The organism is Marinobacterium rhizophilum DSM 18822 (assembly GCF_000378045.1).
Classification (GTDB): domain Bacteria; phylum Pseudomonadota; class Gammaproteobacteria; order Pseudomonadales; family Balneatricaceae; genus Marinobacterium_A; species Marinobacterium_A rhizophilum.
Map to the genome: position 1 here is coordinate 45,760 of NZ_KB899114.1, position 21,345 is coordinate 67,104.

25 protein-coding genes, 1 tRNA gene and 1 pseudogene are annotated in these 21,345 nt (G+C 59.2%); 17 read left to right on the forward strand and 10 right to left on the reverse strand.

Translation table 11 applies throughout. The features are described 5' to 3' along the window. Positions 1 to 77: 77 nt before the first annotated feature. Both F451_RS26230 and F451_RS0121410 read right to left on the reverse strand, forming a co-directional pair. Entirely contained in the window at positions 78 to 1,253 is a 1,176-nt protein-coding gene (locus F451_RS26230; RefSeq protein WP_020683466.1) for a CmpA/NrtA family ABC transporter substrate-binding protein, read from the reverse strand. A 67-nt stretch (positions 1,254 to 1,320) separates the two neighbouring features. Beyond that, a complete protein-coding gene (locus tag F451_RS0121410) occupies positions 1,321 to 1,908 on the reverse strand; it encodes an ANTAR domain-containing response regulator (protein WP_020683467.1) in 588 nt (195 codons plus the stop codon). A gap of 200 nt (positions 1,909 to 2,108) precedes the next feature. On the opposite strand from F451_RS0121410, the gene gltX reads away from it, so the two are divergent. From gltX to F451_RS0121425, 3 genes are all read left to right on the forward strand, one after another. Next, positions 2,109 to 3,602, forward strand: a complete 1,494-nt coding sequence (gene gltX / locus F451_RS0121415) for a glutamate--tRNA ligase (protein WP_020683468.1) — start codon at positions 2,109 to 2,111, stop codon at positions 3,600 to 3,602. A 158-nt stretch (positions 3,603 to 3,760) separates the two neighbouring features. Beyond that, positions 3,761 to 4,696, forward strand: a complete 936-nt coding sequence (locus tag F451_RS0121420) for a carbon-nitrogen hydrolase family protein (protein WP_020683469.1) — start codon at positions 3,761 to 3,763, stop codon at positions 4,694 to 4,696. Positions 4,697 to 4,978: 282 nt separating this feature from the next. Further along, positions 4,979 to 5,054: transfer RNA gene (locus F451_RS0121425), tRNA-Ala, on the forward strand. A 201-nt stretch (positions 5,055 to 5,255) separates the two neighbouring features. Here F451_RS0121425 and hmuQ read toward each other — a convergent pair. Continuing rightward, a complete protein-coding gene (gene hmuQ, locus F451_RS0121430) occupies positions 5,256 to 5,558 on the reverse strand; it encodes a heme-degrading protein HmuQ (RefSeq protein ID WP_020683470.1) in 303 nt (100 codons plus the stop codon). 161 nt (positions 5,559 to 5,719) lie between these two features. On the opposite strand from hmuQ, the gene F451_RS0121435 reads away from it, so the two are divergent. The 5 genes and pseudogenes from F451_RS0121435 (at position 5,720) to F451_RS0121460 (ending at position 8,598) form a co-directional block, all read left to right on the forward strand. Then, complete coding sequence (locus F451_RS0121435; RefSeq protein ID WP_020683471.1) at positions 5,720 to 5,974, forward strand: DUF2164 domain-containing protein; 255 nt, start codon at positions 5,720 to 5,722, stop codon at positions 5,972 to 5,974. A gap of 82 nt (positions 5,975 to 6,056) precedes the next feature. Further along, a complete protein-coding gene (locus F451_RS0121440) occupies positions 6,057 to 6,848 on the forward strand; it encodes a M90 family metallopeptidase (RefSeq protein WP_020683472.1) in 792 nt (263 codons plus the stop codon). A gap of 96 nt (positions 6,849 to 6,944) precedes the next feature. Then, positions 6,945 to 7,597: pseudogene (locus tag F451_RS28525) on the forward strand (SapC family protein). Between the two features lie 276 nt (positions 7,598 to 7,873). Then, positions 7,874 to 8,116, forward strand: coding sequence for an LEPR-XLL domain-containing protein (locus F451_RS28875; RefSeq protein WP_083928513.1), 243 nt, complete (start codon positions 7,874 to 7,876; stop codon positions 8,114 to 8,116). Positions 8,117 to 8,193: 77 nt separating this feature from the next. Next, on the forward strand, positions 8,194 to 8,598 hold the full coding sequence (locus F451_RS0121460; RefSeq protein WP_020683475.1) for a hypothetical protein: 405 nt from the start codon (positions 8,194 to 8,196) through the stop codon (positions 8,596 to 8,598). A 16-nt stretch (positions 8,599 to 8,614) separates the two neighbouring features. Here F451_RS0121460 and F451_RS28130 read toward each other — a convergent pair whose 3' ends face one another. Next, positions 8,615 to 8,794: a hypothetical protein gene (locus F451_RS28130; RefSeq protein WP_020683476.1), complete on the reverse strand. Its 180-nt coding sequence runs from the start codon at positions 8,792 to 8,794 to the stop codon at positions 8,615 to 8,617. Between the two features lie 28 nt (positions 8,795 to 8,822). On the opposite strand from F451_RS28130, the gene F451_RS0121470 reads away from it, so the two are divergent. After that, the gene (locus F451_RS0121470) at positions 8,823 to 9,173 is read left to right on the forward strand and encodes a hypothetical protein (RefSeq protein ID WP_020683477.1); all 351 of its coding nucleotides are present in this window, start codon (positions 8,823 to 8,825) and stop codon (positions 9,171 to 9,173) included. Positions 9,174 to 9,446: 273 nt separating this feature from the next. Here the strand turns inward: F451_RS0121470 and F451_RS0121475 are convergent, their stop codons facing one another. Genes F451_RS0121475 through purM form a run of 4 tightly spaced genes read right to left on the reverse strand, consistent with a single transcriptional unit; the run spans position 9,447 to position 12,238 of the window. Continuing rightward, complete coding sequence (locus F451_RS0121475; protein ID WP_020683479.1) at positions 9,447 to 9,713, reverse strand: YfcL family protein; 267 nt, start codon at positions 9,711 to 9,713, stop codon at positions 9,447 to 9,449. Beyond that, positions 9,710 to 10,477: a DUF3108 domain-containing protein gene (locus F451_RS0121480; protein WP_156826587.1), complete on the reverse strand. Its 768-nt coding sequence runs from the start codon at positions 10,475 to 10,477 to the stop codon at positions 9,710 to 9,712. The genes F451_RS0121475 and F451_RS0121480 overlap by 4 nt, the downstream gene beginning before the upstream one ends. Positions 10,478 to 10,535: 58 nt before the next feature. Then, positions 10,536 to 11,177, reverse strand: a complete 642-nt coding sequence (gene purN / locus F451_RS0121485) for a phosphoribosylglycinamide formyltransferase (protein ID WP_020683481.1) — start codon at positions 11,175 to 11,177, stop codon at positions 10,536 to 10,538. A gap of 2 nt (positions 11,178 to 11,179) precedes the next feature. Continuing rightward, positions 11,180 to 12,238 carry a phosphoribosylformylglycinamidine cyclo-ligase gene (purM, locus tag F451_RS0121490; RefSeq protein WP_020683482.1) on the reverse strand — a complete coding sequence of 353 codons (1,059 nt, stop codon included), beginning with the start codon at positions 12,236 to 12,238 and terminating at the stop codon, positions 11,180 to 11,182. Between the two features lie 148 nt (positions 12,239 to 12,386). Between purM and F451_RS0121495 the strand changes: the two genes are divergently transcribed. The 5 genes from F451_RS0121495 to tcdA all read left to right on the forward strand — a co-directional run bounded on the left by F451_RS0121495 (position 12,387) and on the right by tcdA (position 16,545). Beyond that, entirely contained in the window at positions 12,387 to 13,439 is a 1,053-nt protein-coding gene (locus F451_RS0121495) for a DUF2066 domain-containing protein (protein WP_020683483.1), read from the forward strand. A gap of 18 nt (positions 13,440 to 13,457) precedes the next feature. Next, entirely contained in the window at positions 13,458 to 14,555 is a 1,098-nt protein-coding gene (locus F451_RS26240) for an AI-2E family transporter (RefSeq protein ID WP_020683484.1), read from the forward strand. Continuing rightward, positions 14,548 to 15,252 (forward strand): DnaA regulatory inactivator Hda, encoded by a 705-nt coding sequence (gene hda / locus F451_RS0121505; protein WP_020683485.1) that lies wholly within the window; start codon positions 14,548 to 14,550, stop codon positions 15,250 to 15,252. The genes F451_RS26240 and hda overlap by 8 nt, the downstream gene beginning before the upstream one ends. A 244-nt stretch (positions 15,253 to 15,496) precedes the next feature. Then, positions 15,497 to 15,712, forward strand: a complete 216-nt coding sequence (locus F451_RS0121510; RefSeq protein ID WP_026291959.1) for a hypothetical protein — start codon at positions 15,497 to 15,499, stop codon at positions 15,710 to 15,712. Positions 15,713 to 15,732: 20 nt separating this feature from the next. Further along, entirely contained in the window at positions 15,733 to 16,545 is an 813-nt protein-coding gene (gene tcdA, locus F451_RS26245; protein WP_020683487.1) for a tRNA cyclic N6-threonylcarbamoyladenosine(37) synthase TcdA, read from the forward strand. 127 nt (positions 16,546 to 16,672) lie between these two features. Here tcdA and F451_RS0121520 read toward each other — a convergent pair whose 3' ends face one another. Both F451_RS0121520 and F451_RS0121525 read right to left on the reverse strand, forming a co-directional pair. Continuing rightward, positions 16,673 to 17,278 carry a LysE family transporter gene (locus tag F451_RS0121520; protein WP_020683488.1) on the reverse strand — a complete coding sequence of 202 codons (606 nt, stop codon included), beginning with the start codon at positions 17,276 to 17,278 and terminating at the stop codon, positions 16,673 to 16,675. Between the two features lie 88 nt (positions 17,279 to 17,366). Then, positions 17,367 to 18,305, reverse strand: a complete 939-nt coding sequence (locus F451_RS0121525) for a LysR family transcriptional regulator (RefSeq protein WP_020683489.1) — start codon at positions 18,303 to 18,305, stop codon at positions 17,367 to 17,369. Between the two features lie 161 nt (positions 18,306 to 18,466). On the opposite strand from F451_RS0121525, the gene F451_RS0121530 reads away from it, so the two are divergent. From F451_RS0121530 to F451_RS0121540, 3 genes are all read left to right on the forward strand, one after another. Then, complete coding sequence (locus F451_RS0121530) at positions 18,467 to 19,144, forward strand: haloacid dehalogenase type II (protein WP_020683490.1); 678 nt, start codon at positions 18,467 to 18,469, stop codon at positions 19,142 to 19,144. A gap of 60 nt (positions 19,145 to 19,204) precedes the next feature. Continuing rightward, the gene (locus F451_RS0121535) at positions 19,205 to 20,224 is read left to right on the forward strand and encodes a hypothetical protein (protein ID WP_156826589.1); all 1,020 of its coding nucleotides are present in this window, start codon (positions 19,205 to 19,207) and stop codon (positions 20,222 to 20,224) included. Between the two features lie 375 nt (positions 20,225 to 20,599). Then, positions 20,600 to 21,345 (forward strand): TAXI family TRAP transporter solute-binding subunit (locus tag F451_RS0121540; RefSeq protein WP_026291960.1); only part of this gene is annotated, 746 nt, incomplete at its 3' end.

Consider the following 21,345-nt stretch of genomic DNA (forward strand, 5'->3'; position numbering starts at 1 on the left):
AACTATTCTTTCATGTCTCAGCATTGTACCCGGGGTTGTGCACTGCGGTAATACCGCGCCTGAGCCGCTGTGCACTGTTATTGCTCAGTTAGCGTGGCTTTGGCGGGCGTATCGAAGCGGCGGTCCTTGGGCAGGAGCAGAGGCCCCTGCTGGCCGGCAACCTCCCAGTCACTGTCGTGCATGCCTTCGGGTTTGCTGTCGTCGATGGGCAGGTTCAGCTGCAGCGCGGCACTGGCCTGGCGAAAGCTGTCGCTGACGTAGGTCTTGCGCGCCAGTGCATCCAGCTCTGCACTGGAGCGGGAGACGGGCTGGCTCTGTTGTATCTGTTCCAGCAGCCAGCGCGCCTGGGACTGCCACGGGAAGTTGGCGGCGCTGCCGAAAAACTGGTGTCGGCCGATATCGGGGTCCGGGGTGATCAGGTCGCTACCCAGGTACTGCGGCTGGCTCAGGATCTCAAGCATGGATGTGCGGTTGGCCGGTTCGTCAATCCAGGCGCAGGCTTTCAGCAGCGCCATGATCAGCAGTTGCAGACTGGCCGGGTTCTGGTTTGCCCAGTCGGCGGTGGTGCCCAATACCTTGTCCGGGGCGTTATGCCAGATCTGGTGCCCGCTGATCAGGACGCGTCCCACCTGCTGTTGCTGGGCAACGCTGTTCCAGGGCTCGCCGGCGCAGAACGCATCAATCAGACCGCGCTTGAGGGCATCGACCATTTGGGGCGGCGGGACCACCACCTGGCGGATGCGCTGCGGGTCAATGCCGCAGGCGTTGAGCCAGTAACGCAGCAGGAAACTGTGCATTGAATGGGCATAGACGGTGGCAAAGGTGGGGCGTGCCTGCGGATTTTTGCGCAGATACCAGGACAGGGCCGCGCCTGCCGAGGCGGGATCGGTGCCGAATTGGGGCGCCTGCTGCAGGGCTTCGTACAGCGCGCCGCTTAGCGTGATGGCATTGCCGTTGAGGCCGAGCCCCATGGTGCACACCATCGGGTTATGGCCATAACCCAGTCCCAGGGCCGTAGCCAGCGGAATGCCGGCGGGCATCTGGGCCGCATCGAGCATGCCCAGTTGGACCTTGTCGCGAATGCTGGCCCAGGAGGCTTCCTTGCTCAGGCTGACGTCAAGGCCGCAGGCTTCGAAATAGCCCAGCTCCCGCGCCACGATCAGCGGGCAAGCATCGATAAGGGGCACGAAACCCAGTGTCAGGTGCGGTTTCTCAGGCGCCGGAAGGCGGCTGGGAAGTGTAAGGTCGGACATAGCAGGTATCCATTTTGAGTCGGATTCAAATCAGGCGCCGCGAACAGGGCAGGCGTTGAATTCCCGGTCAGATTATTTCCATGACGGCAATGATGTTACGGGCGATTTCGGCCAGTGGTTTTTGCTGGTCCATCGCCATGCGCCGCATGGCTTTGAAAGCCTCGTCTTCGGGGCACTTGTGGCGTTTCATCACCAGGCCCTTGGCCTTCTCGATCAATTTGCGGTCGGCCAGCTCCGTGCGGGCCTCGACCAGCTCGCGGCGCAGGGCCTGGAATTCGCGAAAGCGCGCCGCGGCCGCATCCAGAATCGAGGTGATACGGCTATATTCCAGCCCGTCCACGACGTAGGCGCTGACACCGGAGCGGATCGCCTGGGTAATGGTGTCGCTGTCGCCCTGTTCGGCAAACATGACCACCGGGCGCGGTGAGCGGTCGTTCAGCAGCGCCATGTTCTCCAGTACATCCCGGCTTGGGGAGTCCAGGTCGATAATGATCATGTCGGGATGCAGCTCTTCCACCCGCTCGGCCAGCAAATCGGTATTGTCCAGCCGAGCCAGCACCTCGTATCCCTGGTCGCGTAGCGACTGTTCAAGCAGCGCGGCGCGGCCGCGATCCTCGTCAATCACCAATACTTTTATCGATGGAGGGCTTTTCATTCTAACGGGGGCTCCTGGGGGCAATCAGTCAGGTGAAACAATATCCTGTGCTTAAAAATATACGCATGTAACCGGGCATTGTTGAGCAAAAGTTTTGCACTGCAGTTGAACGTACTGCGAGTAGCCGACTGTCCGAAGTGTGGGTGCGGCGTTATAATGCGCGTCATTTCGCTAATTTGACCATAGCTTTCAGGATGACGATGACAGTTCGTACCCGTGTAGCCCCGTCCCCGACGGGCGACCCCCATGTCGGCACCGCCTATATAGCCCTGTTTAACCTGGCCTTCGCACGCCAGCACGGCGGGCAGTTTATTCTGCGCATCGAGGATACGGATCAGGCGCGCAGTACGCCCGAATCCGAACAGATGATTCTGGACTCCCTGCGCTGGCTGGGGCTGGACTGGGACGAGGGTCCCGATGTCGGTGGCCCGCACGGCCCTTACCGCCAGAGCGAGCGTGGTGACATCTACAAGAACTACGCGCTCGAACTGGTCGAGAAAGGCAAAGCCTTTCTGTGCTATCGCACGCCGGAAGAGCTGGATGCGCTGCGCGAAGTGCGCCGTGCCGCCGGTGGCCATACGGCACTGAAGCAGAGTGATCTGGCCCTGCCGGCCGACGAGGTTGAGCGTCGCCGTGCCCAGGGCATGCCCTACGTGATTCGCATGGTGGTGCCGGAGCAGGAGGGTGCCTGCGAGATCGACGACCTGCTGCGCGGTACCATCGAGCTGGACTGGGGCATGGTGGATGCCCAGATTCTGCTCAAGTCCGACGGCATGCCGACCTATCACCTGGCCAACGTGGTCGATGATCACCTGATGGAGATCACCCACGTGATTCGTGGTGAAGAGTGGATCAACTCTGCGCCCAAGCACAAGCTGCTTTACCAGTACTTCGGCTGGGACATGCCGGTGCTGTGCCATATGCCGTTGCTGCGCAATCCCGACAAGTCCAAGCTGTCAAAACGCAAGAATCCGACCAGTATTCTGTATTACCAGCGCATGGGCTTCCTGCCGGAAGCGTTGCTCAACTATCTGGGGCGCATGGGGTGGTCCATGCCGGATGAGCGGGAGAAGTTCTCCCGTAGCGAGATGTTCGCCAACTTCGACATTCAGCGTATCTCCCTGGGTGGGCCTGTGTTCGACCAGGAAAAGCTGAGCTGGCTGAACGGCCTGTGGCTACGTGAAGACCTGAGTCCCGAGGCGTTCGCCGAACGCTTTCAGGAGTGGGCGCTGAATCCAGAGTACCTGATGCAGATTCTGCCACTGATTCAGCAGCGCGTTGAAAAACTGTCCGATGTGGCACCGCTGGCCGGCTTCTTCCTGTCGGGCATGATCGACCTGGACGAATCGAAGTTCGCGCATAAAACGTTGCAGCTGGACGATATCCGCAAGATCCTGCAGTTCGCCTCCTGGCAGATCGACAACGAATCTGTCTGGACCAAGGACAATCTTTTCACCCGGCTCAAGGCACTGGCCGATGGCATGGGCTACAAGATTCGGGACTTCCTGTTCCCGCTGTTTATTGCTATCGCCGGCACCAGCCAGACCGTGTCCGTGATGGATGCCATGGCGATTCTGGGCCCCGACATGAGCCGCGCCCGCGTGCGCCATGCACTCAATGTCATCGGCGGCCCCTCGAAGAAAGAAGGCAAGCGCTGGGAGAAGGAATTTGCCGCGCTGCAGGCGAGCGCCTGATTAGCGAGGCCATGGCCTGCTACTCAAGTCAGTCAAAACCCCGCTAAGGCGGGGTTTTTGCCGTTTGGGCCGGGCGTGACGCCCGGTGTGTTCAAGCTGGACTGGTGTCCGTGGTGGGCTAGTCTCAATAGACTCTCTTACCTGACGGAATCATCACTATGAGTATAAAGGCTGCCATCATTCAGAAGCCTCCGGTACTGCTGGACCTCAAAGCGACACTGGAACGCGCTCTGGAAAGCATTGAGGAAGCGGCAGTGCAGGGGGCTGAACTTGTACTGTTCCCCGAGGCCTATCTACCGGGTTATCCGACCTGGATATGGCGGTTGCGGCCCGGCGGTGACATGGCACTGGGAAATCGCCTCCATGCCCAGCTTGTTGCCAACGCAGTCGACCTCGAGGCCGGCGATCTTGACGGCCTGTGCGAAGCGGCGGCACGGCACAATATCGTGCTGGTGATGGGGCTAAACGAACTGGATAGCCGATACAGTGGCTCCACGCTGTTCAATACGGTGGTGGTGATTGGCCCTGATGGAAAGATTCTTAACCGGCACAGAAAGCTCATGCCCACCAATCCGGAACGCATGGTTTGGGGCGCCGGCGACGGGTCCGGCCTGAATGTGGTTGAAACGCCCCTGGGACGTATTGGCTGCCTGATCTGCTGGGAAAACTACATGCCACTTGCCCGTTTCGCACTCTATGCGCAGAACATCGACATTTATATGGCCCCGACCTGGGACAGTGGTGATACCTGGCTGGCGACGCTGAATCATATCGCCCGCGAGGGCGGCTGCTGGGTACTCGGTACTGCAACCGCCATGCAGGCCAGTGACATTCCGGAATCCTTCCCCGATCGGGACGTGCTGTATAGCGCCGAGGAGTGGATCAATCCTGGGGATGCCGTGGTTATCAAGCCCTTTGGGGGTGTCGTGGCCGGTCCGCTGCACCGAGAAAAAGGCATTCTGTATGCGCAGATCGATCCAGCTGCTGCTCGCGAGGCCCGCAAATCCCTGGATGTGGCGGGGCATTACGGCCGTCCCGATATCTTTAGCCTTGAGGTGGATCGTGGCGTCAAAGCACCACTGACATTCAAGTAGTCGAAGCGCTGCCAGGCGTCCCGCGCTTGCGGCTCGCTCAAAGGGGCGCCGCCAGCCCATGAGCGTGTCGCTGGTAGGGGCGATCAGCTTAACGAGGTGATGACTGCGGCCCATGCTGGATGTTCCTGCCGGGGGCTGAGTAGGTTACGGATCAGAACGGCTGGCGACAAATATGGGTATTCTTTAACCAGTTGAATATTAAAGGACTTTTTTTAAATTATTCCGGAAATGTTGCTTGACAGTACGCAGGCCGGACTTTACTATACCGCTCGTCTTCTGAAGGGGGCCTTAGCTCAGCTGGGAGAGCGCGACGCTGGCAGCGTCGAGGTCGGGGGTTCGATCCCCCCAGGCTCCACCACTTCAAAGATTCTGTAAATCGCTGTTTTCTCGCTGCACTGTGCAAGGCAAGCATTTGCACGTTGCTGGCTGATTGCGCAGATAACTACTGTACTTCGCTTTAACACCCACCTCAGTGGCATGATTTTGCCTGTACGCGGCCTTGAGCGCAGCGAACGGCGCCCCCTGTTGCTCGCCGCTCACTGCTTATCACTGCTGCGCCTTATAATACCGCGCTGAAACCCTCGAACTGGGGCGGCCCCAGGTAAATATCCGTGGCCGGTTTGGCATTGGCGTGGGCCTTGCGAAAGGCCTCGGAGCGGGTCCAGTCTCTGAACGCCTCCTCGGAATCCCACAGGCTATGGGAGGCAAACAGCGTGCATTCATCGTTGCTCGGCCCCTGCAGCAGGTTAAAACTGCGAAATCCGGGCACGCCTTCCAGATGGCTGTCGCGATTCTTCCAGATCTCTATAAAGGCGTCTTCCTTGCCCGGGGCAATTCTGAAGCGGTTCATGGCCACGTACATCGTGCTGATCCTTGGTGGGTTAACGGTGGGGTCATCTTAACCTTTTCGTGCCGCCGGGGTCATGGGCCATGACCGCAGGGATGTCCAGTCTTTATACTCTGTCCAGCGGCGGGTGCGCATGCGCGCATCGTGTGGGATTACGGACTCTGAGTGGGGATGCCATGGCGAGTGTTGAGTTTTCAAAAGAAGAGAAGGCGCTGATCGTGCGCAAGATTCAGCGCTATTTTCACGCCGAGCTGGAGCAGGACATCGGTCAGTTCGACGCCGAGTTTCTGCTTGATTTCTTTGCAACAGAGATCGGGACTTACTTTTACAACCGGGGGCTTTACGATGCCCAGGCGGTGCTGGAGCAGCGCCTGGACAGTATTCGTGAGGCAATCTGCGAGATCGAGAAGCCGACCGACTTTATGCGCTGAGTCAGCGCTGTAACGGGATCGGCCGGTTTCGTTGGAAATTCGTACAGTGCAGGTGCCCTGTGAACAAAAGGTGGCGCAATCGATGTGGAGTCTGAGGGACTGGTGGCGCAGGCGGCTGCTGAGAACGGGCGGGCTGCCCGGGGCGCAGTGGCGCAACACGCTGGCGGCGCTGCCGGTGATGTCGGGTCTGAACCGGGCTGAGCGGCGCCGGCTGGGCGAGCTGGCGTGGCTTTTCCTGTACGAGAAGGCGATCCATAGTGTTCAGGGCGTAATCGTGAGCGACGAGATGCGCCTGCGCATCGCGGCCCAGGCCTGCCTGCCGATACTGGAGTTGGGGCTCGACAGCTACCGCGACGTCCAGACGGTGCTGGTCTATCCGTCCGGCTTCATTGTGCGCCATGAATTCGCGGACGAAGCGGGGGTCGTGCACTCAGTGGTGGCGGGGCTGTCCGGCGAGGCCTGGGAGCGCGGCCCCGTTATCCTGTCGGCGGATGATGTGCTGGCGGAAAACGCCAACGATGGCACCAATCTGGTTATTCATGAATTCGCCCACAAGCTGGATATGCTGAACGGGTCGGCAAATGGCTTGCCGCCGTTGCATTCGGGAATGTCGGTCGCTGCCTGGGCGGCTGCGTTCGAGGCTGCGTTCGAGGATTTGTGCACACGTGCCGCGCGCGGCGAAACGCTGCCGATTGACGCGTACGCGACCGAAAACCCTGCCGAATGCTTCGCGGTTATGAGCGAGGCATTCTACGAGATTCCACAGGTGCTCAACGCCGCATACCCGGACGTCTATGCACAGCTCGTGCTGTTTTACCGCCAGGATCCGGGCCAAAGGTTCCAGGGTATTCCCTGTGTACCATCTGACACCTGATCGGGACGCCGTTACAACCCGTGTCTTGTCGAATGGCGTAAACAGCGTGCGCAGTTTGGCTTATGCGCAGGCAGGTATTTCCCGGCTGTGCCTCTGATGGCGGTGGAATTTGCCAAGGCAGCCGGGGAGTACGCGGTCATTTTCGCCGGTGACGACAAGAGGGTAATGCCGGCCGCTGTCCTGGGTATCCAGAACGACTCCAACCTGTACGTCGATGAGGAGGGCCGCTGGACGTCCCGTTACATTCCGGCCTTTGTCAGGCGTTATCCGTGTGTGTCCTCCAGCGCACACAGTGGAAAGACCTTTGCGCTCTGTATCGACGAGGACTGCGCGGGTGTGAATCAGGAAGCGCGCGGCAATCGACTTTTGCCGAGGATGGCGAGCGCAGCGAATACCTTAACGGGGTGCTGAATTTTCTCAAGGAGTACCAGGCCGAGTACAACCGCACGCGGTTGTTGTGCGACAAGCTGGTGGAGCTTGAGTTGCTGGAACCGATGCAGGCGCAGATAAAACTGAAGTCCGGCAAGCAGCTCTCGCTCACTGGATTTCAATCGGTCAGCCGGGAAAAACTCAACGCGCTGCCCCCTGACACCTTGTCTGAGTTGGCGCGAACCGGGGCCCTGGAGCTGATTTACATGCACCTGTTTTCGATGACCCATTTTGCCGACATGATGGAGCGCGTGGCGAAGTCCATGGCCAGGGAGCAAAACGTATCGCTGGCGGACGTGGAGCCCCGCGGTAACGCCTAGTGCGGTCCGCATCGATCAATTGCGAAGGCAGTAACCCATACATTGGGCCGGCAGTAATTTGCGCAAGGCGATTCGGCGCAGACGAATGCAACAGGGGGAATATCATGGCTTTCCCGTTCCATGGCAGGGAGCACAGCCCTGCAGCGGAAAAGGCTTTCCCACAGATCGGCGCACTAATGCGCAAAATGTACCAGGGCTTCAGGGCTTCAGGGCTTCAGGGCTGCAAGCGCATACAGGCCCAGGCGAAAGCCCAGACCTGCACCACAGCCCCGCCGAGTGCTGTTCGAGCCACTTGAGCCTCGATTGCTGCTGTCTGCAGACCTGTCCTTTACCGCGTTGACCGCGAGTGACTTAACGCTCAGGTTACAGGTTGTCGACCAGGTACAGCATGTACAGATAGTGTTGGCCGATACGGCAGCACAGGGCGGCGAGACGATCATCAGCAGCCAGGAACTGGCCCAGACCAGCAGCTGCACCATCACAGGCTCAGACAGTCCGATCATTTTACCGTTGACCTGACGGGGCTGGACGAAACTGCCGAACTCTCTGTCACCATCCTCGACGAATCCAGCAAGGACAAGGACGGCCTGAGTGTTGTGGGGCCTCAGGTCGACTGGGCCCTCAGTGCTCTGGATGCAGGTTCTGTCCAGGGCATTGATTTCTCTGGTATCGAGCATCTACAGGGCGGCGAGGGCGATGACAGGTTCATCCTTGTCGACGGCGCATGGTTCAGTGGCTGGCTGGGCGGGCTGAGGGGCGGCGATACCGGGCTCGTCAAGGTACGGGCGCTGAGCCGGGGCGGCAGTAGTGGCGGTGTCTTCGGCAATGCGAGTTCGCTGCTGTTCGGCAGCAGCAATATCACCGCGGTCGGCGCTTTCGTCTACAGCGAGATTCTGGGCCTGACCGAGGCCTATCTGGACAGCTGCGGGTTACGGTCGATGAAAGCGACGGCGACCTGGTTGTCGAAGCCTGCAGCAGCGCGGCCGTGCTGGCGCCGGTGATCGGCTCCTGGCCGCGTTACGTGGGCGTGGCTTGAATCCCGTGGGCGAGCGCTCGTGCAAGATGCGCGACGGTGAGCTGCTCACCGAGCGCTTTCTGCTCGGTATTCCTGTCTCGGAGCTGCCCTTGGCGGCCTTTCTTGAGCTGCTGGCCGAATTTGGCATGGATGCGACGGGCCTTGCGCTTTTTCGACAGCATTTTCCGGGGGGGGGGGGGGGGCAGCGAGGTGCAGTTTGCGCTGGAGCAGGACGGCGACCGGACTCTGTGCAAGGTCTATCTCGAGTACTGGGATCGACTAGTTGAGCGGCTCGGCCGTGGCGAGACCGGTCCTGCGCTGCTCAACCTGGGGTTCAAGTGGCCCGCCGGGCGACCCCGGGAGATGGTGCAGGAGCGCTATATCTGCCACCCGAAGTTGCGACACCGCAGCATCATCGAACGCCTCAGTGCCTGTCAGGGGCAACTGAGTGAACAGGTGGTCGCGCTGGTGGAGTGGGCGAGTGAAACGGTCGCGGATGGTTCGTTGGTGTATCTGGAGGTCGATGACGCGACAGGGGGGGGCGTCACTCGTATGATATAAAGCTTTACCCCTGTAACCGGCGCCTGGCCGATGCGGCCTCACAACTGGCGCTGATCGCCGAACGGTTGAACTGCGATCCAGACGCATTGCGCGAGGTGTTGCAGCGTTATGCCGATGCCCCCCTGGGGCATATTTCTGGCGGTAGCGACCGCCGGGGGCGCTGCTTTTTCACCTTCTATTATGAAGTCGGGGCGCTGTAGCCGGGGCGCTATCGGTGCCCCGTGGCGAATTCCTGCACGTGCGGCGTCTGTTAGATGCCGCGAGGGGAGGCGATCAGGCAGCGACGCTCAGTGTTTCCTGCCAAAGTGCCTGGATGCCGGTCTTGTCCGTATCGGTCAGCCGGTCGACGGCAAAGGCGCTGTCCAGACTGTCACTGACGTGGCTTTGCAGCTGCTGTGCAGATTCGGGCTCGGCGGCTGCGGCCAGGCTCAGATGGCCCAGCAGGTAACTGCAGTAAAACAGACGGTCGTTGTCGTCGGTGGTCTGCTCCTGTGCCAGCAGGTAGTCGTGGAGGCTGTCGCTGTAGTCGTTGGGGGTCATGGAGACTCTACCTTCTTCAGTAGCAATTGTGCTTTCTTGCCGTCGCTTTCGATCTGGTAAAGCTTGACGATCATGTAATCCAGTTCCGGTGCAAACCAGATGTAGGTTTCCCGTTTGGCATCGTCGCCGCGGTCACGCTGTACCTTGATGGCCTTGAAGGTGCCCGCCGGGGTTTCAACGGATTCGGTGCCCAGTACTTCAAAATCATACTGCTTGAGGCTGCCGCCATCGGCGACCGGGTAGCTGAGTTTTGTCTGTCCGCCGGGAAGGTCGAGGCGAATCTGCATCTGGTAGCCCAGCTTGTCCAGAGTGCCGGCGGGAATGTCCATGTGCCAGGGCTTGTCTTCGACATTGTTGGTCACGCGGGAATTGGGCCAGTCGAAATCGAGAACGGCGTCGCGACGCTTGCCGAATACCTGGCGGTGGTACTGGTATTGCTGCGGGATCACCTGCAGGTCATTCAGGGTAAAGCGACTGCTTTCCTCGATGCCTGCAATAACCGCTTCGGCGGTGCTGGTCAGTATCCAGTGGCCGTTGGCGTCCTTGCGTAGCTCGCGCACGGCGTCGAGTGCAAGCTCAACCCCTACATCGAGTTGGGACTCATACAGAGCGCGAAAGGGTTTCAGCTCAGTGGGAGGGCTCAGGGCCTGGGCGCTGATACTGCTTGCCAGCAGCAGGGTGCAGCACAGGATCTGTTTTATCCGGCGGTACATCATTGAAACTCCGTATGGATTGCGCAGTGCAGAGGCCTTGGGTCGGGGCATCGCATTCTCCCGGCGCCTGATCGGGATCGTGCACCGGGTCGTTGCTTAAGCGCTGAATTTATACCCTCTGTCCGCTTGCCGGCAACTGAACGCCATCCAGCGTCACGCCGGTTTCCCCCAGTGCAAGGCGCCCTTCGCAGAACCACTCGACCGCCAACGGGTAGATGTGGTGTTCGCGTATTTGCACCTGCTGCTGCAACTGTTCTTCACTGGTGCCCGGGTCGATGGGCACCACCGCCTGAACGATCAGGGGCCCGCCGTCGAGTTCGGGTGTCACGAAGTGCACGGTGCAGCCATGTTCGCTGTCACCCGCCTCAATTGCCCGCTGATGGGTGTGCAGCCCCTTGTACTTGGGCAGCAGGGATGGGTGGATGTTGAACATCCGGCCCAGGTAGTGGCGCACGAAATCTGCGGTGAGAATCCGCATGAACCCCGCCAGCACGATCAGATCAGGCTCCTGCTGGTCGATAAGTTCCTGCAGTGCGATGTCAAACGCTTCACGGGAGGCATACCGGGTATGGTCGAGCAGCAGTGCATCGATACCGGCGTCGCGCGCGCGCTCCAGGCCCTTGACACCGGGCTTGTTGCTGATCACGGCGACGATACGACCCTTGATGCGACCCGCCTGGGTCGCATCAATGAGCGCTTGCAGATTACTGCCGCTGCCTGAAAGCAGTACTACAATCCGCTTCTTTGTCACGCTCAGGCCTCCGCGTTGCGCAGTTCGACCTGCTCCTCGCCATCCTGGGCCGCTTCGATCTGACCAATGACCCAGGCCTGCTCGCCGGCAGCACTCATGAGCGCCAGGGCGTTGTCGGTTTCGGCTGCGGGCACGGCAATGACCATACCGACGCCGCAGTTGAAGGTGCGGTACATTTCACGCGCATCGACGTTGCCATTGGCCTGCAGCCACTGGAACACGGGCGGCAGTTCCCAGGAGGCAGTGTTGATCACGGCCTTGCTGGATTTGGGCAGTACACGGGGAATGTTTTCAAGCAGGCCGCCGCCGGTGATGTGGGACAGGGCGTTGACCTGGCTGTCCTTGATCAGCTGCAGTACGGACTTGACGTAGATGCGGGTCGGCGCCATCAGGGCGTCGGCCAGAGTTACATCGCCCATGGGCTGGTTGAGGTCGGCGTCGCTGACTTCGAGGATCTTGCGGATCAGGGAGTAACCGTTGGAGTGGGGGCCTGAGGCACCCAGTGCAATCAGGCTGTCGCCGGCCTGCACGCGGCTGCCGTCGATAATGTCGGCCTTTTCGACCACACCCACGCAGAAACCGGCCAGGTCGTAGTCTTCGCCTTCGTACATGCCGGGCATTTCGGCGGTTTCGCCACCCACCAGTGCGGCGCCGGCCAGTTCACAGCCACGGCCAATGCCGGTGACAACGTCGGCGGCAGTCTCAACGTTCAGCTTGCCGGTGGCGTAGTAGTCGAGGAAAAACAGCGGCTCTGCGCCGGCGACAACCAGGTCGTTGACGCACATGGCGACCAGATCGATACCGATGGTGTCGTGTTTCTTCAGGTCCATGGCCAGGCGCAGTTTGGTGCCGACCCCGTCGGTTCCAGAAACGAGGACAGGCTGTTTATACCCGGCCGGAATTTCGCACAGGGCGCCGAAGCCGCCCAGTCCGCCCATGACTTCTGGGCGCGCGGTGCGTTTGGCGACACCCTTGATGCGTTCAACCAGGGCGTTACCCGCGTCGATATCGACACCGGCGTCTTTGTAGCTCAGTGATGTTTTGTCGGAACCGGTAGACATGAATCAGATAACCTTTCAGCAACGGGGTTGGCGGCAAAAAATGAAGGCGGCATTCTATCAGGTTGCGCGTGAGGCGGCTATTGTGTGTTAGAGTTTAAACGTTTTTTACCTCGCTGTTTGGCGGATTTGTCGCTGCTGGGAATACCTCATGTTTATCAGGTGCTTGCGTCAGGCTTTGGCCTGTGTCGCGTTGTTGTGGGCTGTCGCTGCGGGAGCGGTCACGGTGTCGGGTCTTTACAGCGCAGAAATCAAAGTTTCCAGTGCCGGTGTGCCGCCCGCTGCAGGGCAGGTTACCGACGGCCTGGCGCAGGTAATGATCAAGCTCAGTGGCAGCAGGGACGTGGTCACTCAGACAGGGTATGGCTCGGTACTGCTCCAGGCGCAGGAGTTGATGCGAGAATACACCTATCGCACGTCGGCTGAAGGCGAGCACTGGTTGCAGTTGAGTTATGATCAGGCGCAGCTCGATGCATTGTTGCAGGATGTCGGTATTCGCGGCCTCGGGCAGCAACGGCCCGCGCTGCTATTGTGGCTGGTGCAGAAGCAGGCCGGTTCCGCCGAGGATTATATGGCCGCCGATCACCCGGCCATGCAGGCCCTGATGGCGCAGGCGAAACGTCGTGGTCTGGCGCTGCAGCTGCCCTTGCTGGACTTGCAGGACTTCCAGCAGCTGTCGCCCGAGCAGCTGTGGCAGTCCGCGCCGGACGCCGTGCGCCGCGCTTCGCAGCGTTATTCGCCCGATGCGGTGCTGGCCGGCCGGGTATGGTCTGAAGGTGGCTTCTGGTTCAGTGAATTTGAGCTGGAAGGTACGCGGTGGGAGACACAGCGCTTTGCGCTGGCAGGTGAGCTGGACGAGCAAATGACCCAGGTCATCGATGCAGTCGCAGACAGCCTGCTGACAGGCTTTGTGGCGGCGCCGGTGGATTATCGTCCGGCCGGGCTGGTGCTGCAGGTGGAAGGCGTCAGTGGCCAGGCCGATTATCTGATGCTGGTTGAGCGTTTGCGTCAGAGCGAAGGGGTTACGGCGGTTTTTCCTGAGCGTATATCACCCGGGCGGCTGTACCTGCGCCTGCAGCTGGATACCAGCGTTGAGCAGCTGGAACAAACGCTACGGCTGGACAATCGTCTGGAACCGGTCGGCCGCCTGGATGCGGCTGGCGTAAAAGATACGGGCCTGCTGCAGTATCGCTGGCAGAACTGATAACAGGGAAGGCGCAGAATGACAGAGTCGCAACGCTGGTTTTTACTGATAGTTACCCTGGTGCTGGGAGCGCTGATCTATGTGCTGGCGCCGATTCTGGCGCCTTTTCTGGTCGGCGCTCTGCTGGCCTACCTGTTTGATCCCGTGGCTGACCGGCTGGAGGAGGCAAAGTTTGGTCGTACGGGCGCGGTCGTGACGGTGTTCGTGTTCATGACGGCCCTGATGGTGCTAACGGTGCTATTGCTGTTGCCGCAACTGGGACGCCAGGTACAAGTATTGCTGGAACGGGTGCCCATGATCATTGACCTGTTCGAGCAGCGTGTCGTACCGCTGCTAGAGTCGACCCTGGGCACAGATATGGGCAGTGTCGATCTGGGGACCCTGAAATCCATGTTGGCGGGCAACTGGCAGCAGACCGGCAATCTGATGGCGCAACTGGCGGGCGGCATTACCCGTTCGGGTCTGGCAGTGCTGGCCTGGATAGCCAATCTGGTGTTGATCCCGGTCGTACTCTTTTATCTGTTACGGGACTGGGATCTTATGATGGCGCGCATTCGCATGCTGCTGCCGCGCTACCTGGAGCCCAAGGTCGCCCTCTGGGCGATGGAATGCGACGAGGTACTGGGAGCCTTTATAAAGGGGCAACTGCTGGTCATGTTGGCGCTGGGTATCATTTATGCCACGGGTCTGTGGCTGGTAGGGCTTGATATTGCGCTGTTGATTGGTATGCTGGCCGGCCTCGCCAGTATCGTGCCGTACATGGGTTTCATTATTGGTATCCTTGTTGCCGGTATCGCAGCCTTTATACAGTTCCAGGATCCCATGGTGCTGATCTGGGTAGGCGCGGTGTTTGCAATCGGGCAGGCGCTGGAAGGCATGGTGCTGACACCATTGCTGGTAGGCGACCGGATAGGACTGCATCCTGTGGCCGTGATCTTTGCGATTATGGTTGGCGGGCAGCTGTTTGGATTTGTCGGCGTATTGCTGGCGTTGCCGGTTGCGGCGGTTATCATGGTGCTGTTACGGCATCTACACCAGGGCTACAAGAGCAGCACGCTGTATGGGTCGGCGCAGGTTGCCGAAGTGGAATTGCTGAATACAGAAGCGGATGAATAATACGGCACCTTTCCAACTCCCGCTCGGCGTATCGCTGCGGGATGATGCGCGTTTTGAGAATTATCTGACCGGTGCCAATGGCCTGGTTCGCGCAATGCTGCAGCAGGCCGCCGAAGGTGAAGGCGAGCTGCTGCTCTATCTCTGGGGAACGCCGGGTGTAGGCTGTACCCATTTGCTGCAGGCCGCCTGTCACGCCAGTGAGCCGGCAAGGCGTACGGCGGTCTATCTGCCGTTGCAGGAATTACTGCATCTGGGGCCCGGCATTCTGGATGGCATGGAGCATCTCGATCTGGTCTGCATCGATAACGTGCAGCTGGTGGTCGGCAATCGACAGTGGGAAGAGGGGCTGTTTCACTTCTTTAACCGCATTCGGGCGCAGAATAACCGTCTGGTGGTGGCGGCCAACAGCGCGCCGCGCCAGTTGGGCATTAACTTGCCGGACCTGGCCTCGCGTCTGAGCTGGGGCATGGTTTTTCAACTGCATGCCCTGCCGGATGAGGACAAGGAGCGCGCCTTGCAGTTACGCGCCCAGGCGCGTGGCTTTCAGCTCTCCAGTGAAGTGGTGCGCTATCTGATTCATCATGCCAGTCGCGACATGGGTGACCTCTTTGGTTTGCTCGACCGGCTTGATCAGGCCTCGCTGAGTGCCAAGCGCAAGATTACCATTCCGTTTATCAAGCAGGAGATGGGCTGGTAACACTGGCCCGCTCTGCGTCTGATCTCTTGCCCCTGCGCGGGCTTTTCTGCATCATTCTTTTTCCGTTGAGTTGCTGTTGCCTGCAGATGCCCCTGGCGCAACACCTTCACGCACTTGCGCCCTCTCTTTTGGGTTATTGAGCATGTGGGTGGCGGACAAATCGGTCGGGAATCTGTTTGTCCGCCTGATTAATCGTTAAGTGCTATAGCTAATTCTGACATTAAAACTCTGGTGAGAAGCAACAATGCTAGACGAGCGAATAATGCGGGATTTCAGTGCCCGTGATGAAGACGAGCAACAGGCATTTCTGACTCAGACCTGGTGCGACAACTGTCAGCAGGCGAACCTCGGCATGCACTCGGTGATAGAGTACGAACTCAAGGGTGTGCTGTTTATCGAGGGCAAGTGCTCGGGCTGCGGGCAGCCGGTGCTGACTGAGCTGACGGACGAAGATTTCTGAGTAGCGGGGCTGGGTGAACGGTGTCGAACGAATTTGAAAATCGCTTTGGCGGCAGCCGCCGGTTGTACGGCGTTGATGCGGTCGAGCTTTATCGCCGCAGCCATGTCTGCGTGGTGGGCATTGGGGGGGTCGGTTCCTGGGTGGTTGAAGCGCTGGCGCGTACAGCGGTCGGTCGTATCACCCTCATTGATCTGGATGATATCTGTGTTACAAATACCAACCGCCAGATCCATGCCCTGAGTGGGAATATCGGTCGCTCCAAGGTTGAGGCGATGGCCGAGCGGGTGCATGCGATCAATCCCGAAGCGGTGGTGGCGCAGATCGAGGAATTCATAACCACGGAAAACATTGCCGAACTGATTACCGGCGAGTTTGATTACGTGGTGGATGCCATTGATAGTCTGCGTGAGAAATCAGCCCTGATTGCGCATTGCAAAAGGCGCAAGATTCCAATGATTACGATTGGTGGCGCCGGTGGGCAGGTGGATCCGACCCGTATCGATATCGCTGATCTGAGTCGTACCAGCCAGGATCCACTGGCGGCCAAGGTGCGCTCCTGGTTACGACGCCATTATGGTTTCAGTACGTCGAAAAAATTTGGCATTGATTGTGTCTACTCGACCGAACAGCTGGTTTACCCGCAGCCCGATGGCAGCGTCTGCCAGCAGAAGACCCTCAGCGAGGGCAGTACTCGACTGGACTGTGATGGCGGCTTCGGGGCTTCGGTCTGTGTTACGGCCAGTTTCGGTTTTGTGGCGGTATCGCGCGTGCTGAAAAAGCTGCAGGAGCGGGAGATGCGCCGCGTGGCCGCGCTGGCCGATGCACCGGTGTAGCCAGCCCTGCCGGGTTTAGCAGGGCTCGAACGATGTAAAATACGCCCCGGTACCGCTTTATCATTGCGGTGCAGGGGCGTTTTTATTGCCCTTCGCCCTTCGTCCTGGATCTTGTGACTGGGCCCGATTAGCCCAGCCCAACCTTGATCCCCAGTGCCATTAAGGCCACGCCAATCGTCCCTTCAATTCGGTGCCGGGTACGTGTCAGTGCCTGCTGTATCGTCGGCCGTGTCAGTAGTACTACCACCAGGCTCAGCCAGGCAAGCTCAATCGTCACCGGAGTGAGTCCGTATAGCAGCAGCGCCGGCCAGTTGTGATCTTGCTGCAGCACCTGGGAAAACATGGCCATAAAGAACAGCAGCACCTTGGGGTTGAACAGGCTGATCATCAGCCCTGCGAAGAAGCTGTGCTGGCTGGCCGCCGGGCTGTTGGCTGTGTCTGCATTCCGGGATTTAACGCTGCTCAGCAGGTAAACGACACCCATATACAGTAAATAGGCGCTGCCGAGCCAGCGTATGCTGGCATACAGGGCCGGTGACTGGCTTATCAGGGTGGCAATGCCTACCAAAGACAGGGATGCGTGTATCAGCAGCGCTGTGGCAAGGCCCGCGGCGGTGACAAATCCGGCCTTGCGGCCGTGCCCCAGTGTATTGCGTAGCACGATGGCCATGTTTGCGCCCGGTATCATGGCTCCGAGCAGAGTAATGCCGGCAAACAATAGCCATTCGAACATCGTATCGATCCCTGGGGTCGTTGATCTGGACGCCCAGTGTAGGGGGTGGTGGATCGATCTCGCCAATCCCCATTGCTGATACGGGGTATTACCCTTGGTTATGACGTGGCGAGGGCCTTGAAAAACGGGAGTTTTCAAGCGCCTCATAAAAGCGTTCGCGGACAAAACGATGTGCTGCATCATGTTGCTGGCGCTGGTGCCAGATCAATGAATAACGCACCTGCTCGACCTCAAAGGGCAGCGGGCGCAGTGTCAGCGCGTGTCGTTCCCTGAGGTTTTCCGCCATATGGGTGGGCAGGGTCAGAATACAGTCACTGCTGGCGCAAAAGGCGAGCGCCGAGTGGAAGAAGGGGACTGTAATGCGCACGCGCCTAAGGTGACCCAGTTTGGCGAGGGCGTTGTCCAGCGCGCGGTTTTTGTCGCCGCCCCCGCTGATGCTGATATGGTCTGCACAGGTGTACTGGTCGAGGTCGGGCCCGCCGTGTGCCAGAAGCGGATGCTGGGGTCGCAACAGGCAGCTGTAACTGTCCGCGCCCACCTGGCGGCCGTGAATGTCATCTGGCACCTCATCCAGAATGCAGGCGGCCAGGTCCATGCGCCCTTCGCGCAGGTCCGTAATCATGGCGGGTTCCCAGAGGTGAAAATGCAATTGCAACCCGGGCGCGGTGCGACACAGGTCCTCGACCAGTGCCGGCAGTATATGTTCGCTGGTGTAGTCCGTTATGGCGATGTTGAAACGCCCCTGGAACAGCGTTGGATCGAAGTGATCCGGCATCAACAGGCTTTCAATGTTTAGCAGCAGCGGCGCAATCTGTGCCGACAGCACTTCGGCCCTGGGGGTCAGTTGCATGTTGTTGCCAACCCGGATCAGCAGGGGGTCGCCCAGCAGTGTGCGTAACTGGGCCAGGTTGCGACTCATTGCAGGCTGGGTCACAAACAGGGCGCGCGCTGCCTGGCTTACGCTGCGATGGCGCAGAAGCTGGTGCAGTGCTGTCAGCAGGTTCAGGTTGATGCGTGATAATTCCATGGCGCAAGGATATCAGCTCAGGTAATACGGGAGAATGCCGTGGCAAGATATAGCGTGACAGGCGATGAAATTGTTCAGGAATAGGGCGGCTGTGCCAAGATGATGTAGCATCAGACGGCTACTCGGGGAAAAACAATGCATGACGCGAAAGAGGTCAGTCAATGAAAACACTGGCATTTGATGTGTATGGCACTTTGGTCGATCCGCTGCGCATCAGTGAGGCCTTGCGTCATCTGGTGGGTGAGTCTGCAGCGGAGATTGCCAGTTTGTGGCGTGCCAAGCAGCTGGAGTATGCATTCAGGCGTGGTCTGATGCGTCAGTATGCGGACTTCGGTCGCTGTACCGCCGATGCGCTGACGTTTGCCCTTGAAGCTTCCTCTGTGTCGCTGGAGGATGCGGATCGCCAATGGCTGCTACAGTGTTATCAGGCGCTTGAGCCTTTTGCTGACGTAGTGCCGGCCCTGCAGTCCCTGCGACATCAGGGCATCCGATGCGTTGCGTTTTCGAACGGCCCGGTTTCTGATCTTGAAGCCCTGCTGGGGCATGCCGGCGTGCTCGACCTGCTGGATGACCTGGTGAGTGTTGACGAGATAAAAACATTCAAGCCCGATCCTGCGGTATATAATTACCTGGTGGCGCGTTCAGGATCGCGTCATCACGATTGCTGGCTGGTATCCGGCAATGCCTGGGATCTGATTGGGGCGCGCAATGCCGGCCTGAATGCGGTCTGGGTGAAAAGATCCGAGACTGCATTGTATGATCCCTGGGGAGGCGCTCCGGATATCGAGGTGCCTGACCTGCTCGCGTTGGCCGCACAGTTGTCCGTTCAAGGCGGATGACAGTGCCCGCCCGCCCATGTAGTGCATAGCTAAGGATGGAGCTGAAAGTGGAGATGCAAGATGCAGCCTGATCGTCGCCCGTTAGACAGGGCCGATTCGTCGCGCTCAAAGGTCGCGCCAGCAAAGGGTGGCGGGCTGGATCGTGGCTTTGGGCACATGCTGCAGCAGGCGGCCATCTCGCCGGAACTGGTCGCGGAGCTCGCGGCAGATCGCGAAAGTGGCAGGCTGTCACGGCTCGAAAATACTTTGCTCGCGCGCTGGCCGGTGGCCCACTATGCCTCGGTATTGCGTGATCCCGCTCAGGCGCTGGAGGATTGCAGAGCGGATTACGATGATTTTCTTGAGGGCGCTCAGCTGGTTCTAGACGAGTTGGGGCGTTTTGATATCGCGGCGTTGATCGAACTGCGTTTTCCGGTGGGCGGCGTGCAGCTGGGGTGGAACCGGTTTGAGCTATCTGATCTGTTTCTGGGGCAGGTGTGGCTTGCTCAGGATCCCATGCTTGAATGGCTGGCCGTTCATGCAGCACGGCTGGAATTGCTCACTGCCCGTGCCAGGCCTTATGCGCTGGCCCACAGTGCGCTCCGGCTGGAGCAGGAGGGTGCTCAGACCCGGGCCAATGCCATTGCCCAGGGGCAGCTGTACCCCTATTTGCAACATCTGTTTAATGCTGCGTTTAACCTTACTGGCGTAACTCCGCTGCGCGACTCGCAAGTCCCTGTCTCGGGCGTTGACCCGCTGTTGCTGGCGGGTGGTGGCTTGCGCCTGAGTAATTTCAATGGCTCTGCCAAACAGGCACTTGACCTGCTGGATATCGATGTTCGCTGCACCACGGTGCGGCAGCTGCGCTGTGCAGCAGCGTTGCTGTATGAAAAAAGACTGCTGGGGGCTCAGCAGTATATTCTGTTACAGCATGCACAGTGTTTTGCCCAGGGCGCAGGCAGCTCTGAGCTAATCGACTGGATTGATGTTTTCGAACAGGCGCTTGCCGATCTCTGGATGCGCGGTGACCTGGGGGATGCGGTTCAGGCTGTTGTAACCTTTCTCCATAGTGCCCGTAAGCACTCAGGTCACCCTTCGTAGTCGGCGATGCATTGCGGATTCTAGCAGCGCGCTTTTTCTGTTGTTTTGCATTTATTTGCCCGCCTGATTCTGTAGTCCGTCAGTATCCCTTTGTGCGTTTTTATGCGTACTGTCAAATCTGGGCCTATGCTGTAACACTGGAATCGCGTGGCTGAGCATGACCAAACAGACAGAAAATTCTGTGCAATCTCATTATTGTCGAGGTATTTTAACCTTAACTGATTGATTTTATAGATTGTATCGCCCAATCTGAGAGGCTGGGCACTGGGCGCGAATGCCGTGCGTTTCGAGACATCATTACAACTGTCCTTTGAGTGTCAGTGGCGTGCTGCAAAGAACTCGCAGGATAAGTTAAAAAGGGAAGGAAAAAACATGATGAAACTTAAAACCGCCTTTACTGCATCGGTACTGGCCGCGGGGGTCATGCTGTCGGGCGCGGCGCAGAGCGTGTCAGCGGCCGATCCGACCTATGTCACTATCGGCACCGGCGGTCAGACGGGCGTGTACTATGTCGTGGGTCAGTCGATCTGCCGCCTGGTGAACCGCGGCGCTGAAGAACATGGTATCAAGTGCACGGCACCCTCGACCGGCGGCTCCGTCGCGAACCTGAATGCCATTCGTGAAGGCGGCCAGGACATGGGTGTGGCCCAGTCCGACATGCAGTATCACGCCTACCACGGTACCGACAAGTTCGCAGAGCAGGGCCCCAACCCGGACCTGCGCGCGGTATTCTCCGTACACCCTGAACCCTTCACCGTGGTTGCCCGTAGTGATTCCGGCATCAAGGTGTTTGATGACCTCAAGGGCAAGCGGGTCAATGTCGGCAACCCGGGCTCCGGTCAGCGCGGCACCATGGAAGTGCTGATGGAACGCAAGGGCTGGACGCTGGATGATTTCATGCTTGCCTCTGAGCTGAAGTCGTCCGAGCAGTCACAGGCACTGTGTGACAACAAGGTCGATGCCATCATCTTCACCGTGGGTCACCCCAATGGCTCCATCAAGGAAGCCACCACCTCCTGTGACGCGGTCATGGTGCCGGTGGAAGGTGCTGAGGTGGATGCACTGGTCGGCGAAAACGACTACTACGCCAAGGCGATTATTCCGGGCGGCATGTACAAGGG